This is a genomic window from Hyalangium ruber, from assembly GCF_034259325.1.
Classification (GTDB): domain Bacteria; phylum Myxococcota; class Myxococcia; order Myxococcales; family Myxococcaceae; genus Hyalangium_A; species Hyalangium_A rubrum.
The window spans coordinates 1-15,103 of the sequence record NZ_JAXIVS010000009.1 but is presented as its reverse complement, the minus strand read 5'-3'; the positions used below and the strand labels follow the sequence as shown (position 1 = coordinate 15,103).

Annotated in this window: 12 protein-coding genes and 1 pseudogene; 5 read left to right on the top strand and 8 right to left on the bottom strand. The window is 67.1% G+C overall.

The features are described from left to right. Positions 1-43: 43 nt before the first annotated feature. The 5 genes from SYV04_RS24910 to fni are packed head-to-tail and all read right to left on the bottom strand — an operon-like array spanning position 44 to position 5,505. Positions 44-1,123, bottom strand: coding sequence for a mevalonate kinase family protein (locus tag SYV04_RS24910; RefSeq protein ID WP_321548382.1), 1,080 nt, complete (start codon positions 1,121-1,123; stop codon positions 44-46). Next, positions 1,123-2,109, bottom strand: coding sequence for a diphosphomevalonate decarboxylase (mvaD, locus tag SYV04_RS24905; protein WP_321548381.1), 987 nt, complete (start codon positions 2,107-2,109; stop codon positions 1,123-1,125). Before mvaD ends, SYV04_RS24910 begins: the two co-directional genes overlap by 1 nt. A gap of 8 nt (positions 2,110-2,117) precedes the next feature. Next, positions 2,118-3,050, bottom strand: a complete 933-nt coding sequence (gene mvk / locus SYV04_RS24900) for a mevalonate kinase (RefSeq protein ID WP_321548380.1) — start codon at positions 3,048-3,050, stop codon at positions 2,118-2,120. Positions 3,051-3,075: 25 nt separating this feature from the next. Beyond that, positions 3,076-4,404, bottom strand: a complete 1,329-nt coding sequence (locus SYV04_RS24895; RefSeq protein ID WP_321548379.1) for a hydroxymethylglutaryl-CoA reductase, degradative — start codon at positions 4,402-4,404, stop codon at positions 3,076-3,078. Positions 4,405-4,446: 42 nt separating this feature from the next. Beyond that, complete coding sequence (gene fni, locus SYV04_RS24890; RefSeq protein ID WP_321548378.1) at positions 4,447-5,505, bottom strand: type 2 isopentenyl-diphosphate Delta-isomerase; 1,059 nt, start codon at positions 5,503-5,505, stop codon at positions 4,447-4,449. 166 nt (positions 5,506-5,671) lie between these two features. Here fni and SYV04_RS24885 point away from each other — a divergent pair, with 166 nt between their 5' ends. Continuing rightward, positions 5,672-6,082 carry a hypothetical protein gene (locus SYV04_RS24885; protein WP_321548377.1) on the top strand — a complete coding sequence of 137 codons (411 nt, stop codon included), beginning with the start codon at positions 5,672-5,674 and terminating at the stop codon, positions 6,080-6,082. Between the two features lie 80 nt (positions 6,083-6,162). Further along, complete coding sequence (locus SYV04_RS24880; protein WP_321548376.1) at positions 6,163-7,104, top strand: zinc metalloprotease HtpX; 942 nt, start codon at positions 6,163-6,165, stop codon at positions 7,102-7,104. Between the two features lie 14 nt (positions 7,105-7,118). Here the strand turns inward: SYV04_RS24880 and SYV04_RS24875 are convergent, their stop codons facing one another. After that, entirely contained in the window at positions 7,119-8,000 is an 882-nt protein-coding gene (locus tag SYV04_RS24875) for a 2-oxo acid dehydrogenase subunit E2 (RefSeq protein ID WP_321548375.1), read from the bottom strand. A gap of 198 nt (positions 8,001-8,198) precedes the next feature. Here SYV04_RS24875 and SYV04_RS24870 point away from each other — a divergent pair, with 198 nt between their 5' ends. Continuing rightward, positions 8,199-9,320, top strand: coding sequence for a coiled-coil domain-containing protein (locus SYV04_RS24870; RefSeq protein WP_321548710.1), 1,122 nt, complete (start codon positions 8,199-8,201; stop codon positions 9,318-9,320). 134 nt (positions 9,321-9,454) lie between these two features. After that, complete coding sequence (locus SYV04_RS24865) at positions 9,455-10,588, top strand: patatin-like phospholipase family protein (RefSeq protein WP_321548374.1); 1,134 nt, start codon at positions 9,455-9,457, stop codon at positions 10,586-10,588. Positions 10,589-10,988: 400 nt separating this feature from the next. Here SYV04_RS24865 and SYV04_RS24860 read toward each other — a convergent pair whose 3' ends face one another. Then, positions 10,989-12,875, bottom strand: a complete 1,887-nt coding sequence (locus SYV04_RS24860) for a hypothetical protein (RefSeq protein WP_321548373.1) — start codon at positions 12,873-12,875, stop codon at positions 10,989-10,991. Positions 12,876-13,713: 838 nt separating this feature from the next. On the opposite strand from SYV04_RS24860, the gene SYV04_RS24855 reads away from it, so the two are divergent. After that, the gene (locus SYV04_RS24855) at positions 13,714-14,679 is read left to right on the top strand and encodes a hypothetical protein (RefSeq protein WP_321548372.1); all 966 of its coding nucleotides are present in this window, start codon (positions 13,714-13,716) and stop codon (positions 14,677-14,679) included. Between the two features lies 1 nt (position 14,680). Here SYV04_RS24855 and SYV04_RS43785 read toward each other — a convergent pair. Further along, positions 14,681-14,800: pseudogene (locus SYV04_RS43785) on the bottom strand (head morphogenesis protein); the annotation flags it as partial. Positions 14,801-15,103 lie beyond the last annotated feature (303 nt).

The window sequence follows — 15,103 nt, the reverse complement described above, 5'->3', positions numbered from 1 at the left end:
GGCGTCACATCAACGCAATGTGTCATCACGACGCAAAGCGTTATCAAGCGTGCGCGTCGAGCCAGGCGCGAAGCCTCGGGTCCGCCTGGCCCTCGCCGCGCAGCCCTGGTTCTACCTCGAGCGTCATCGCGTGGAAGCCTCGGGCCTCCAGGCCCTTCATCAACTCGGCGCGGGCCTCCACGCTCGGGGCGAAGAGGATGCACCCATCCCCTCCTCCGGCGCCGGACTGCTTCCCCGCGCAACCATAGGCCGAGGCGATGGCCAGGATCCGCCGCATCGCCTCCGTCTCGGTCGGCCCCAGCTCCTGCAACAGCGCCTGCTGCGCCGTCACCGCCTCCGAGAAGGCGCGGAAGTCTCCACCGCCCAGCCCTGCTTCGATGTCATGGCCCAGCGCGTCCGAGCGCGCCACGAAGGCCTGACGGGCCGCCTCGTCCCGGCGCGACTCCACCTGAGCGATGAGCACCTTCGTGGAGGCGCTCTCTCCCGTGAAAGCGTATGCCAACGCCACCTTCGGCGCGGGCAGCCGCCACACGTCCACCGGTGGAGCCTCCATCAGCGCCGCCCGGAAGCCTCCCGCGCTGGAGGCCGCCATCAGCACCGAGACGTCGTAACGCCGGTAGCGCAGCACTCCACCCGCGAAGCTCGCCGCCACGTCCCCGCCGCTGCCCTTCCCGCCCTGTCCCAGCGTGTGCGCCACCAGCGCCAGCTTCAGCGCGTCGAAGCGATCCTCCAGGATAAAGCGCGTGGCGTCCGCCGCCAGCACCGTCGCGCACGCGCTGCCGCCCATGCCCAGCTTGAGGCCTCCGGGCCCCACCGCCGACGGCGCCACTGCCAGTTCGAAGCCCACGCTCTGCCGGCCATGCGCCCGCAGCGCCTCGTCCAACGTCCGCGCCACGAAGGCGAAGCCGGGCGGTACCTCCCGCTCCCAGCGCACGCCCTTGGGCGTCGTCGTCCCCGCCAGCGCACCCTCCTCCAGACACACGTGGACTCGTGCGTCCGCCCGCTGCCGCACGAGGGCCGTCGTCCGAGGCGCCACCGCCGCCACCCGCGCCACCCCGCCCCACAGCACGGCGTATTCCCCGGAGAGGAACAGCTTCCCAGGCGCGGAGAAGGCCCGTTCCATCAGAACAGGTGCTCGCTCTTCAGCGTCGCGTCTCCGCCCGGCACGCAGCGCACCACGTCCACCGCCCCGCACGCCCGCGCCAGCGCCTCAGCCGCCACTTCGTGCGCCGCGTCCGTCAGCAGCACCGGGTTCGGCCCCGCGTCCAGCGTGAACCACACCGGGATGCCCTTCTTGCGCTGCTCCCGCAGGTGCTGGATCAGCCCCAGCGTGTTCGGGTGCATGTAACAAAGCGGAGGATTCGCCGCGAACGCCGTGGCGTGCATGCGCCAGGCGTTGCGCTCCGAGAGTTCCCCGAGCGCCTCCAGATCCTTGCGCTGGATGATCTCCACCGCCCGGGGCACCTCCACCTCCGCGTCCCTCGCCCACGCCTCGTAGTAGGGGCTGGTGTCCACCGTGTGCTTCATCCCGTCCCGCGACTTCACTTCCTTCTCGTCGCGGTTGAGGATCGCCACCACCATGCGCAGCTCCGGCCAGTGCTTCTCATCGAAGCGCTGCACCGCGTAGCTGTCCGCGCCGTCCGCGCGCTCGCCCCGGCGCCACTCGCAGAAGCCGCCCTGCACGCTTCGGCACGCCGAGCCGCTGCCCCGCCGCGCCAGCACGCTGGCCGCCTTCGGGTCCGCCGGCAGCCCCGCCGCCGCCCGCGCCGCCACCGCCAGCGCCGCGAAGCCCGCCGCACTGCTGGCCAACCCCGCCGAGGCCGGGAAGTCGCCGCGCGACACCATGCGCGCCGGGCCCAGCTTGCCGCCGGCCTCCGCGCGCACCGTCTCCAGCGCGCGCAGCACCCGCTCGCGCTCGCTGCCCTTGGCGGTATGGCCGTTGAGCTCCACCTGGTCCGAGCTCACGCCGAACTCCACCGTCGTGGTGACCGACAGCGGCGACAGCGTCAGGGACAGACTGGATTGATGAGGAAGGATGAGCGCCTCGTCCCGCTTCCCCCAGTACTTCACCAGGGCGATGTTGGGATGCGCCAGGGCAGTCGCTTTCATTCAAGCCCTCACAGCGCTCGCGGTCCCGCGAGCTGGCTGCTGAAGCACCGCACCCCGAGCTGCAGCAGCTTCGCCACCGCCTGCTCGGGTTCTAGAAACAGGCCGATGACGGCTCCTCCGTCTCCTCCGGCCCCCGTCAGCTTCGCGCCCAGTGCTCCCAGGCCGCGCAGCCGATACACCATGTCCTCCAACGGCGGCGAGGACAGCCCCAGCGCCGACAGCAGGCCCTGGTTGACGTTCATCGCGTCTCCCAGCGCCTCCAGGTCCCCCGCCTCCACCGCCTTGGCGCCCTCCGTGGCCACCGTGCCGATCTGCTGGAACAGGCGCGTGTAGCGCGCCGACCAGCGGGCCTGGCGCTCCCGCAGCGCACCCACCGTCTTCTTCGTCGGGCTGCGCTCGCCCACCAGCGCCACCAGCACCTTCAGCGGCCGAGGGCTCTTCACCGCCCGCGCCCGCCCCGCCGACTGCCCCGGTGCGCGCTTGTAGAGGATCAGCCGCTCCTCGGCGCTCGTGGTGTGGTCCACCCCAGACGGCGTGCCGTGGAACTCCTGCTCCATCTCCAGTGCCAGCCGCGCCACCTCGGCCGGAACGTCCTTGCGCCCCGCCGCCTTCAGCAGCACTCGCACGCACGCAACCGAGAGCGCCGCCGAGCTGCCCAGCCCCATCGACAGCGGCAGCTCGGACTCCAGCGACACCTTCACCCCAGGGCTGCCGCACTGCCGCGCCGCCCGCTGAAAGGCGCCCGTGAGCAACGCCCGCTGGGCACGGCTCAGCGTGTCCGGCAGCGCCAGCTGGCTCTTCTTCGCCTTGGAGCCCCGCGCCGTCACGCCGTAGGAGAGTGGCCCCGCGAGCGCCGGGTGCCCGTACACCACGCTGTGTTCGCCGAGCAGGATGACCTTGCCAGCACCGAAGCCCACCAGCGGGGCCGTCTGTGAGTCCATAAGAGGTTCTTGGGCGGAGTGAGGCCTAGCCCGTGGTCCCCGTGGCAGCGGCGGCCTCGGCGGGCGACAGCGCGGCGATGAGCTCCCGCGCCTTCTCCACCTTCACGTGTCCCGCCTTCACCAGCTCGTTGGCGATCTTCTCCACCCAGTCCCCGCGCGCCCCCGCCGTCACCGCCACGCACCGCGCGTGCAGCGCCATGTGCCCCTTCTGGATGCCCACGCTGCCCAGCGCCCGGAGCGCCGCGAAGTTCTGCGCCAGCCCCACCGCCGCGAACACCATCGACATCTCGCGCACCGAGTTCACCCGCATCACCTTCAACGCCGCCTGCACCCCGGGGTGGACCTTGATCGGCCCGCCCACCGTGCCCAGCGCCAGCGGCAGCTCGATGCGGCCCACCAGGTGCCCCTCCTCCAGGAACCAGTTCGACAGCGGCCGATACTGGCCCTCGCGGCACGCGAAGGCATGCGCCCCCGCCTCGATCGCCCGCCAGTCCTGCCCCGTGGCGATGGCCACCGAGTCGATGCCGTTCATCACGCCCTTGTTGTGCGTGGCCGCCCGGTACGGGTCCGCCTGCGCGAACCGGCTCGCCTGGGCGATTCCCTCGGCGATCTCCTCGCCCGCCATCTCGAAGTCCGCCAGCATCGGCACCGGAATGCGGCACATGGCCCGCGACAGCCGCCGGTCCGCCAGGTTCGAGAGGATGCGCAGGTACACCTTGCCGCCCGTCACCTGCTCGATGAGCGGCGCCACTCCCTCGGCCATGGTGTTGATGAGGTTGGCCCCCATCGCCTCCTGGCAGTCGATGACCAGGTGGACGATGAGCAGCGGCTCGCCGCGCGGGCCCTCGGGGGCCGGCAGCACGCGAACCTCGACCTCTTTCGCCCCACCGCCCCGGCTCACCATGGACGGGTGGAAGCTGTTGGCCAGCGCCAGGATCTGATCCTTCACGTCGAGGATCTTCTGCGAGGCCTCGGTCGCATCACCGAAGCGCGTCAGCTGCACCTGGCCGATCATCATCGACGGGTCGGCCTCGGCGATGAAGCCGCCCGACTCGCGGACGATCTTCGCGGCGAACGACACCGCGGCCACCACCGAGGGCTCCTCGACGGCCATGGGCACGATGTAGTCGCGCCCGTTCACCATCATGTTCAGCCCCAGCCCCAGCGGCAGCGAGAACGTGCCCACCGCGTTCTCGATCATCTGGTTGGCCAGGGTGGGCTGCAGCGCCCCTACCCCGTGCAGCATGTTCAGTTCCTCAGGGGCGAGACGGAACATCCGTCCCAGCTGCGCGAGACGCTCCTCCATCGGCAGCTTGTGGAACCCTGAGAGCCTGGACGTCACGGTGTCAGACATGTCTTTACCTTTTGAACCAATCAACACGGAGCGTGCGCCCCTCTACAGTGCAGCCAGCCAGTCCTTCAACTCCCCCATCATCACCACTGGCTTCCGTCTCAGTTCAGCACAGCTTCGACTCCCCGTAAGAACGAAGGCCTGCTTCAGCCCGGCGAGGATGAGCTGAAGGGCCTTCTCCGCGCCCTCGAGCCCCCCTGCCTGCTGCGCCCGGAACAACGGCAGGGCCATGCCCCCCAGGTCCGCGCCCAGCGCGAGCACCTTGGCCACCTCCAAACCCGTCCGGACGCCGCCGGATGCCACCAGCTTTACTTCCGACCCCACGGCCCGCCGCACGGTCACCGTCGCAGCGGCGGTGGGGATGCCCCAGCTGGAGTACTCGCTGCCCAGCTCCGCGAGCTGTCCCGAGGCGCGAAGCTGCTCCACCCGCACCCACGAGGTGCCGCCCAGCCCGGACACGTCCAGGTTGCGCACCCCCAGTTCCTTGAGCCGGCGCGCCACCTCCGGGCCGATGCCGCAGCCCGTCTCCTTCACCATCAAGCGCTCGCCGAAGGCGCGCACCAGGCCCTCCACCACCGCGTAGCCACCCCGGAAGTCGCGATCGCCCTCGGGCTGGGTGAGCTCCTGGCCGGCGTTGAGGTGCAGCGCCATGGCATCCGCGCCGATCGCCTCCGCCAGCCTGCGCACCCCGTCCACGCCCATCTGCGCCGCCTGGTAGAGGCCGATGTTGCCCAGCAGCGCCATCGTGGGGGCCACGTCCCGCACCTGGAACGTGGAGGCGCGCTCGGGGGCCTCGCCCATGGCGCGCTGGCTGCCCACGCCGAAGGCCAGTCCATGCCGCTCGGCCAATGTCGCCAAGTCGCGATTTACCTGAGCAGCCCGCTCCGTGCCGCCCGTCATGCCGGTAATCAGCAGCGGCGCGCGCAGGCGCTTTCCCAGGAAATCCGTGGAGAGATCCACATCCTCCACCGCCATCTCCGGCATGGCGCAATGCACCAGCTTCACGCACTCCAGGAGCGTACTGTTCTGCCCTGGCTCAACATCTCCCGTGGCGCAGAGATCGAGATGAGCGTCCTTGCGCTTCGCTGTCGTCTCTTCGCCCATGGTGCGCGAGCCCTTCGTCCAGGAAGGCGGGTGTGTGGCTAAGTGCCTGAATGGTCGGGGGATTTTGTAGCAAGTGGAGAGCCCTGGACGCAAGCCAAAGGGGGGTGAGCGGTCCTAGGAACACGCCGAATGGACGGCATGGGGGGGCGAGCGGTAAGGAGCCCCTGTGAGCCCAACGTCTCCCAAGGTGGTCGTCTTCCTACACAGTGGGGACTACGACCGCGTCCACCAGGGCCTGTCCATCGCGGCGGCGGCGGTGGCCTCCGGTCGCCGGGCCGAGGTGTACCTCTTCTGGTGGGCCTTGGAGCGGTTTCTCCAGGATCGCCTGGATGAACCGGATTTCCAGCCTCCGCGCGAGGACGTGGCGGACCGCTTCGAGACGCGCCGGATGCCCACCCTGCGCGCCCTGCTGGAGCACCTGCGCGAGTCGGGGCTCTGCACGGTGCAGGGCTGCACGGGCTCGCTCGCGGCGCTTGGCAGCGAGGCGGAAGCAGACAAGGGGACGATCGACGGCTGGGTCGGCTGGACGGCCATCCTCCAGCGGACGGCGGGCGTCGTCGATCGCTTCTACCTCTGAGCGCCGCCCGCTTGGATTGACGCCCCCCCGTGCCTGTTTACGTTCTGTTGGACAGCACAAGGAGGAGGCACAAGAGCACCATGTCCTACTACAGCAACACCTATGACACGTCGCCCCGGAGGAGCACGCCCTTGCGCGGTGGCGGCTGGCACCGGCTGGGCAACGCGCTCAAGACGACCGTGTTGCTGGCGGGCCTCACGGCGCTCGTCCTGCTCATCGGACAGCGGCTCGGCGGCGCGCGCGGGCTCGCCTTCGCGGGCTTCTTCGTGGTGGTGATGAACTTCGCCTCGTACTGGTTCAGCGACAAGATCGCCCTGGCCATGCACGGGGCGCAGCCGCTGGCGCGCCACCAGGCGCCCTGGCTGCACGACATGGTCGAGCGGCTGGCGGCGCGCGCCGGCATGCCCACGCCCCGGCTCTACCTGCTGCCCACGGCCACGCCCAACGCGTTCGCCACGGGCCGCAGCCCCAAGCACGCGGCGGTGGCCGTTACCACGGGCCTGATGGAGCTCCTCGATCGGCGCGAGCTGGAGGGTGTGCTGGCCCACGAGCTGGCGCACGTGCGCAACCGCGACACGCTCATCGGCACGGTGGCCGCCACGCTGGCGGGCGTCATCAGCTACGCGGCGCAGATGCTCTTCTGGTTCGGCGGCTCGATGCTCAGCCGCGGTGACGACGAGGAGGGCGGTGGCCTCGGCGGCGCGCTCTCGCAGCTGGGCCTGCTGCTGGTGGCGCCCATCGCCGCCACGCTGCTGCAGCTGGCGGTGAGTCGCTCGCGCGAGTACGGCGCGGACGCCACGGGCGCCGAGCTGTGCGGCGATCCGGACGCGCTGGCCAATGCCCTGCTGAAGCTGGAGCGCGGCGCGGAGATGATGCCGTACGACCGGGCGCCGGCCACCTCGCACCTCTTCATCGTCAACCCGCTGTCGGGTGGCGGGGTGATGAAGCTGTTCTCCACGCACCCGCCGATCCCCGAGCGGGTGCGGCGCCTGCGTGAGATGGGCGGCGGCCGGGCCTGGTAGCCGGGCCGGGCGCCCTACCCCGCGGCCTTGATCGGCGGGCTCTCCGCCGACGAGGCCTCGGGGAGCGACTCCAGCGGGTCGAACATCTCGAACGGGTTCTCCAGCAGCTCGCGCAGGGTGGTGGAGAGCACACCCGCGTGGAACCCGTCGATGAAGCGGTGATCGAACGAGGCGTTCACGTTCATCACCTTGCCCACGACAATCTTGCCGTCCTCCACCACCGGGGCCTCCTTCACCGCGCCGGGCGACAGGAAGATGGGCACGCGCGTGTAGGGCACCAGCGGCACGTACGCGGTGTCCAGGCCCAGCGAGCCCACGTTGGTGATGATGACGGAGCCGAACGCGTCCTTCGGCATGCCGAACCGGCTCATGTCCAGGTTCAGCGTGTACATGAGGAAGCCCAGCAGCCAGGTGAAGGTGTTCAGGAGCAGGTAGGGGATCTTCTGGATCGTCCCCTTGCCCTTCTCCAGCGCCGCGTCTCGGCGCTCGCGTACCCGGCGGATCGCCTCCTCCATCTCCTGGGCGATGCCGTGCAGGCTCTTGATGTCCGCGTCGTCGATCTTCGCCGTGGTGAGGTCCACCTTCCCGCCGTCGGTCTGCACCACCAGCGCGGAGATGGTCACCCGCTTGCGCAGGTAGATCCGGTTGAAGCGCATGATGGCGTTGGCGTCCGGGCAGCGGCGCAGCGCCTCGCCCATGGCCTTGACCATCAGGTGCGTCACCGTGAGCCGCACACCGGTGCGCTGCCGGAAGGCCTCGATGTAGGCCAGGGCCTTGTCCATGCGCACCGTCAGCGTGCCGTAGACGGTCGGATCGTACGTCGTCTTCCAGCTGCCGATGGCCAGCTTGCGAAAACTCGAGAGGTCCGTCTTGGGGGTGAGCTCCAGGTGTGCCATGTCGCCAGGCCCTTGTCGCGGAGGGGAAGTCCCCAGCATCGCCCGTTTTGCGGGAGCACCGGAAGCCCCTGGCCACCCGGCGGGTCAGGTGGCCTGCCCGCCCTCCACCCGACCAGCACCTGCGCGCGGCTATTGACGTGCCAATGGCGGACGTTAGGCTGCGGCGCTTTTTGCAGACCCGTGGAGGTCGTTCTCGTGCTGGTTGCTGCCCTTATCTTCGTATCCATCGGCTTTGCCATCACGCTTGGCATGCTGTTCTTCGGCCCGAACCGGGCCGCCGTCCCCGCCGCCCCCTCTGTGAAGGGAGAGTTGCCGGAGGACGCGTCCAAGGCGCGCGCCCGCGCCGAGTCGGAGCTGCAGCGCAAGCAGAAGGAGCTCGACGAGCAGCGCTCCCAGGTCCAGGACCTGAAGGAGCAGCTGAAGCAGACCAAGCGCAAGCTGTACGAGCAGAAGGAGGGCGAGAAGGGCGATCGCGAGCTGACCAAGGCGCGCGCCGAGGTGGAGCGCCAGGCCTCCCTGCAGCTCGAGGTGGTGCGCGGCGATCTGTCCAACGCGCTGGCCGAGCTCGAGCGGCTGCGTGGTGAGCAGGGCGGCAGCAAGTCCCGGCGCGCGGTGGCTCCGGCTGGGGCTCCGGCGGCGACGTCCACCGCGGCTCCCGTGGCGACGGCCGCGGCTCCGGCCACCGGGCAGCTGACGGCGCCTCCCCAGGAGGGTGAGCGGGTGGTGACGGCGGCGGTGCAGGTGACGCCGGCCGCCGAGGCCGCTCCCGCCGCCGCGCAGCCCGCGCCGGCCGTGGAGAAGACTCGGGGCGAGCGTCGCTACCGCGACCTGAACGACGCCGACCGGGAGAAGATGGAGCGGCTGGAGCAGAGCGCCAAGAAGGAGCGCGACCGGGCGGTAGAGCTGGAGCGCGAGCTGCGCCGGGTGAAGGGCGGCAAGGAGACGCAGCAGCGCGTCTACAACGCCACCAAGAGCGAGCTGGACCTGGTGAAGGACAAGTACAAGGCGCTGGAGAAGCGGATGAACCGCACGCTCCTGGAGCGCGACCTGCTTCGCCGGGCCATCAAGGACCTGGAGAAGAAGACGGGCATGGTGGCCGAGCGCACGGAGCTGACGCCGGACGAGGTGGCCGCCAGCGACCAGAAGACCGAGGAGGTGGCGCGGGAGCGCGCCGCCGCCGAGGCCCAGCGTGCCGCGCAGGAGGCCCAGGCCGCGAAGGCCGCCGAGGCCGCCGCCCCCAGCGAGGCTCCCGCCACGGGCGACGCCTCGAGCCCCGCCGCTTCGGCTGAGGGCGATAAGAGCTCCTCGCCGAGCGCCTGAGCCAGCGCTGACGGTGGGTTCACCGGGCCCCTCTTCCCATCGGGATGAGGGGCCTTCGCGTTTCTGAGGAGAGTGTTGTCTGCCGTGCCAAGCCCGCCCAGGGTGTCTGGTGGGCGGAGGCGCCATCGAGCACGATGTCCGAGAAGCTCTCGATGGGGGGACATGGAATGCCGTACCGAATCCTGGCAATGGATGGAGCCTCCGTCTCAGGCGGCAATGGCTACGTCGCGGTGGGCATGCTGCGGGCGCTCCGGCGGATGCTGGATTCTCGCTCGGAGCACCGGGCATTGTTGGGCCAGGTCGACTTGTTCGTGGGCTCGTCGGCGGGTGCTGTCAACGCGGCGCTCTTCGCCCGCGAGGAGCACCCAGACGCTGCCCTGGGCAGGATCATCGATTTCTGGGGCGAGCTCCTCGCCATGAACAAGGACGGCCTGTCTATTCGGCGCTCCCTGCTCACACTGGCCGGCATCAGCGCGCTGGTCGACTCGGCCTCCGTTCGGGATTTCCTCTCCAACCACTTCGGAAACAGGAGACTCGGGGACCTTCGCAAGAAGGTGGTGATCCCAACCTTCCAGTTGGATGGAAAGCGCAACGGGCTCCGGACCTGGAAAGCGAAGGTCTTTCACAACACCGGGAGCACCGATGATCCCGACCTGAACGAGCGAGTGGTCGACGTGTTGATGCGGAGCAGCTCGCCTCCCGTCGTCTACCCCATCTACCAAGGCATCAAGGAGCGAGGGAGCGGGTACGTGGATGGAGGGCTGTACGCCAACAACCCGTCCATGGTGGGTCTGGCGCAGGCGCTTCATCAGGTGCTCCAGAGCCCGAGCACGCAGCAGACGGAGGCACCTCATGAGTCCGGGCCGGCTGACATGAGAGGTCTTCTGTTGCTGTCATTGGGAAACGGCTTTACGTCGACGTACGTCTCACCGAGCTTCCGAGACGGTCTCGCCAACTGGGGCTTCGCCCGGTGGCTGCTGGACCTCCGCAATCCCCTGCTCCTGGTGAAGATGATGCTCGAGTCGGGAGGGGATGCCGTGGACTACCAGTGCCGCACGATTCTCCGGAAGGAGTACCTCCGACTGAATCCAGTCGTGGAGAAGCGCCTCGTGGCCTACAACCGATGGCAGGTAGAATTGGCCCTCGAGAAGGTGTTGGAAATGCAGTCCACCCAAGAGTCGCTGGAGTCCACGCTGCAGTGGCTCATGAGCTCGGGCTGGCTGGGGGACTCTGCTTCCCAAAGCCAGTTCGAGCCAGAAGCAGCCTAACCACACAGCAAGTCAATCTGCCGGCCAAGGCTGCACCGGCAGAAGGCCAGCATGCTGGCCCTCTCAAGGTCGAGACGGCGGGAATCGAACCCGCGTCAAGCCGGAAGCAAAACCCCAAGCAGGTCGCGCTGTTACCAGCTAACGCCTTGATCTCACCCTGGATCGTTCCCCCGCTCCATCCCGTCTCGTCCCGTCTCGTCCCGTTCAACTCCCCGCTGGAGGGTCACACTGGGGGCACATGCAGTGCCCTACATGCCTCACCGGCTGCGCATCAAGGCGGGCTTGTGGGGCTCGTGGAACTGCGCAAGCGTCAAATCTCGCCTGTGGGCTCCGTGGGAACTCCTCTCGTCGAGGGTGACCTGCTGGACCAGAGGAATGCGAGCGTCATACGAGAAGCCCCTCAACTGTCTCCGCGTTGTGCTATCGCCATCTGCAATTCAGGATCGCGGACAGCGGTGAAAAGCGAAGAACTGTCAAGGCTGCTGCGATTTGCATCCAGTGCATTGGCAAGCTCGCTGACGCCCTCGGCGACAAAGTAGGCTTCGTGAGACTTGAATGGGCCAGCCGCATCTACTGCACGGAGGATTGCTGCCTCGGTGCCGGACGAAAGCAGTCCATCGCGAGCCAAAAATGCGGCGCTATCCAACGTGAACTTCAAAGCTCGTTCACCGCGCGCAGCGTCGAAGAGCATCACTAAGAGCGGTTCAAGAGTGCGCCGAATTTCTGGATGCTCCTGTGTGCTCTTCCGCAGTCCGAATGCAACTTGGCCGCAGAGTTCCGGCTCTCCGCTCAGAAGCTTCTTTAGGCGCTCGCGAAGGCGCGCATCATCGAAGCTTGGCGCTATTCCAGGATCGGACGAGCGAAGGAATGCAAAGTAAATCACAAATCGAGCGAAGACCTCGTCGGACTCCCAGTCGCGTCCGTACTGAAGCACGTCTATCACGTGCTCAACTTCCACTTCGGTAAGGTCATAAACCCGATCAAGTGTATGCCTCGCAGCGTCCGTCAATCCGTTGGCGCTGGCACTGTCGATGTATTCGAGCCAAATGCGTTTGATCGCAAGCCGTAGTTCCTCCTGGAGCAGAGGCTGCTTGTTTTTGTGGCAATCGCGCCAATGCATCAGTGCCATTAGCGCATGGCCTGCGAGCCTTCGGACTCCTAGGTTTGCATCAGCAGAAAGGCTGCGCGCGATCTCTAGAAATTTGGCAAGTTCTCCAACGGGAGCGGCGGAGACAATCCTATACAAAAGAAAAGCGGCAGTGCCCCGAACCGTTGTGATGGCATCCTTGTGTATTGGCTTCTCAGCCGATGGATCTGGATCTGTGTAAAGCTCATGCAGAATCCATACAGCATCATCATGCCGATTCTGATCAATCAACTTGGTTCCGTGATGCCCGAGTGCCTCCCGTGCCTGAACGCTTAAAAAGCCGAGAGATCCTTTTGACTCCCGAAGCGCTCGCACCAACTCAAACGTGCCTTCACGATTGTCGCCCAGACGCGCGCGAAACCATAGGTCGATCAATGCAGTATGGTCGGTCGGAAACGGAGTTCGACCAGCAAAGTAGTCTCGGACAGCGCGTGCGTAGACGGCGGAAACCTCGTCTCCAATAGGAACGTTGAGCACAAGATCTGAGTGGTGGAGTCGGTCCAGATCCTTGCGCAGAGACAACTCACGGGCAATCTCGTTGGCGTTCAGTTCAATTCCAGACGGAACAGCAGCCAAGATCCTCTCAGTTGCTGGCAACGCAAGCTGTGCATCCTTGTCTTCAAGAACTTCCAGGATGCCTGCGGCACCGCCAGCCATGTCTATCCAGTGCGCCCCGCCGCTTGCGTAAGCTCCGATGCCTTCCAACTCGGGAGCACGACGGAAGCGAAACCCATCGACGTTGAAGTCTACCGCGTGTGGGTTGCTTCTAAGGATCTTGGCTACGGCATCAGCCACCTTTGGCGCCAACATACCTCTGATATCCCTTGGGGGGGTGTCTAGATTCCAGGGAGTCTGCACCATGTACCCAGAGATCCCACGCTTTGAGAATTCAATCTTCAGTGCGTCCCAGAGGATAGATCTCCACCGCTCCTGTTCCACGGATGCAGGCGCATCTACGAGCCGGACGATTTCGACGGCAATAGTGGCTGATCCATCTACGAGGGCGAGCAGGTAGTCGCAATTCTTATTCCCTACTGGCACATGTTCGGCGGCAATCCGATACTCGACGCCACGCGTAGTCTGCAGATAAGAGCACACCTGCTCAATCGCGTCCTTTTCGTAGGAATGGCGGTTCGACATTTTGCGGCTCCGATGAGTCCAAGACGCTTGAGTATAGATGGGATGAGAGTTGCAGACCACCGACCCCTACGCCACGCTTCCTTGGGAGGCCCACTGCGCCGAGGTGGCGGAATTCTAGTTACAACGCCACGAGAGTGGCCAACTCGTCCGGCTGCCCCTCGCGGCCTCGGACGAGAAAGCCCCGAAACACCTGATAGCGCTCGGGGCCTTACTGCCTGGATGCGATGGGAATCGAACCCGCAACAAGGCGGAAGCAAAACCCCAAGCAGGTCGCGCTGTTACCGGCTAACGCCTTGATCTCACAGTGGCTCGTTCCTCCGCTCCGTCCCGTCTCGTCCCGTCTCGTCCCGTTCAATTCCCCGATGGAGGGGCCCACTGGGGGCACATGCGGCCCAACAGGGGCAATCTGATTGGAGGCAAGCGGCCTGAGTTCCCCGGTCTCCCAGGGCTCACGAGAACCCCGTGGGAGGCGGACAGGAGCGTGTGCCCTGGAAAGGTGTGGCAGGGGAGGAGCGGGTGGAGGAGCGCGGGTGGGCGTACCGGCGGAGGCAGCCGGAGGGGACGGTGCTGTACGAGGCGGTGAAGGACACCCTGGCCACGCTGCTGGCGGAGGCAAGCGAGGTGGGGCGCGGCCAGACGACGGGCGCGTCCTTCTCCTGGCGCGAAGGCGCGGACGGAGGCGTCCCTCTCCCGGTGCTTGGGCGGTGCTCTCGGGCTCGCGCGGCTTCGCAGTCTCGGGCATGCGTCGTCCTCCGCAGAGGCAAAGCCGCCGACTTCGCGCGGAGGGGACACGTCACGTCGCCTGTGGTAACGTGGCGACTCACGGAGGCCCGGTCCTGTGCAGTTCGACGAGGCGCTGAAACTGGTCGTGGATAAGGTCCCGACTGAGTACCCGAAGCACATGCTCCACTACTTCGCTGCGAACGCGGCGCGCGGCGTGGTGCTGCCGTTCACCGTAGGCCTCTGCAGAACGCTCGCCGAGATCGACTCAGCGACTCCGGGATACGCCGCCGAGATGGTCGACCGACTTGCAGGGATCGCGGGCACTGGGGAGGAACAGTACGAGGCGGTCCTCCAGATCCTCGCCGAGGTCTACGTCACGCAGGGCGTCGTTGCTGCCGCCTCACGAGAGGGGTTAGCGCCGCAAGTTGTCCATGAACCAGGCCCGGCCGGGAAGAAGAACCCGGAATGCGAAGCCCTCATCGCGGGCAGGTGGTGCGCGATCGAGGTGAAGACGCCCAAGCTCATCGCGCATGCGCGGCAGCGCTCGTCGAACCCCTTGCAGGTCACGGCACGCGTTCCTCGAGAGACGACGAAGGACTTCCAACTCACGCCCCCTCGGGACAACCCGGTGAAGGACTTCCTGGTGTCAGCGGAGGCGAAGTTCACGGTTTACAAGGCGCATCGTGCGGACGCGCTTCGGCTGCTCTTCATCGTCTGGGACGACTTCTGCAACGAACCCATCTCGGCCCTGCTGAGCCCGGTGTCGGGCCTCCTCACGAACCAGTCGTTCCATCGCACCGCAGACGGCACGGCTGTCGCCTATCCCCATGTCGATGGGATCGCGGTGGTTCGCCACCAGCACCAGTTCCTCCGGGCCACGCGGGAGAAGCCCTTGGCCGATGGGGTAGTGGACGCGATGCGCTTTCACCACGACGGGTTCCCCCCAAAAGCGTTCATCGAGATGCCTGGTGGTCGCCCCGTGCCTCGCGACGTCCTCGACGCTCTCAACCTGGCACCGCTCCACGCGTGTCTCGGCGCCGAGTACATCCCCGGCGAGATCATCATGTGGTCCGGTGGGTAGTTCAAACAACCGCGAGCGTCGTGGTTCGACAGAGCCCGTGGTACGGCGGGAAGCCGATGCCGACCTTGTTCAGCGCGAAGTCGCTGGTGAGTACGCGGAACTCGCCGCAGTCATCACGGGTGCTCCCTCAAGCAGGGGCGGAGCCGGGGCTGGAGGAGGAGAGCCCCGCCTTTGCCGCGACGGTGGAGGAGCCGAGGAAGGAGCGCACACCCCGTTTGGACTGGGCCGGGCTGCTCAAGCAGGACGTTCGCCCTGGATGTGTTCGCGTGCTTGAGGTGTGGAGGCAGGCTTAAGAGGCACCCCTTTCAAGGTGTAGGTAGCGGTCGCCTCCATGCAGAGTAGAGGAGAGAGCGAACCGTGGAGGAGGAGCGAGGTGTTCCGGATGCACCGAGCTGTAGAGCCGGGGCTGCTGGGGACAGGTCAT

What these genes read in the sequence shown, in the direction of transcription:
- SYV04_RS24910 (WP_321548382.1), bottom strand. Translation starts at nt 1,123, where the DNA reads ATGGAACGGGCCTTCTCCGCGCCTGGGAAGCTGTTCCTCTCCGGGGAA.
- mvaD (WP_321548381.1), bottom strand. Translation starts at nt 2,109, where the DNA reads ATGAAAGCGACTGCCCTGGCGCATCCCAACATCGCCCTGGTGAAGTAC.
- mvk (WP_321548380.1), bottom strand. Translation starts at nt 3,050, where the DNA reads ATGGACTCACAGACGGCCCCGCTGGTGGGCTTCGGTGCTGGCAAGGTC.
- SYV04_RS24895 (WP_321548379.1), bottom strand. Translation starts at nt 4,404, where the DNA reads ATGTCTGACACCGTGACGTCCAGGCTCTCAGGGTTCCACAAGCTGCCG.
- fni (WP_321548378.1), bottom strand. Translation starts at nt 5,505, where the DNA reads ATGGGCGAAGAGACGACAGCGAAGCGCAAGGACGCTCATCTCGATCTC.
- SYV04_RS24880 (WP_321548376.1), top strand. Translation starts at nt 6,163, where the DNA reads ATGTCCTACTACAGCAACACCTATGACACGTCGCCCCGGAGGAGCACG.
- SYV04_RS24875 (WP_321548375.1), bottom strand. Translation starts at nt 8,000, where the DNA reads ATGGCACACCTGGAGCTCACCCCCAAGACGGACCTCTCGAGTTTTCGC.
- SYV04_RS24865 (WP_321548374.1), top strand. Translation starts at nt 9,455, where the DNA reads ATGTCCGAGAAGCTCTCGATGGGGGGACATGGAATGCCGTACCGAATC.
- SYV04_RS24860 (WP_321548373.1), bottom strand. Translation starts at nt 12,875, where the DNA reads ATGTCGAACCGCCATTCCTACGAAAAGGACGCGATTGAGCAGGTGTGC.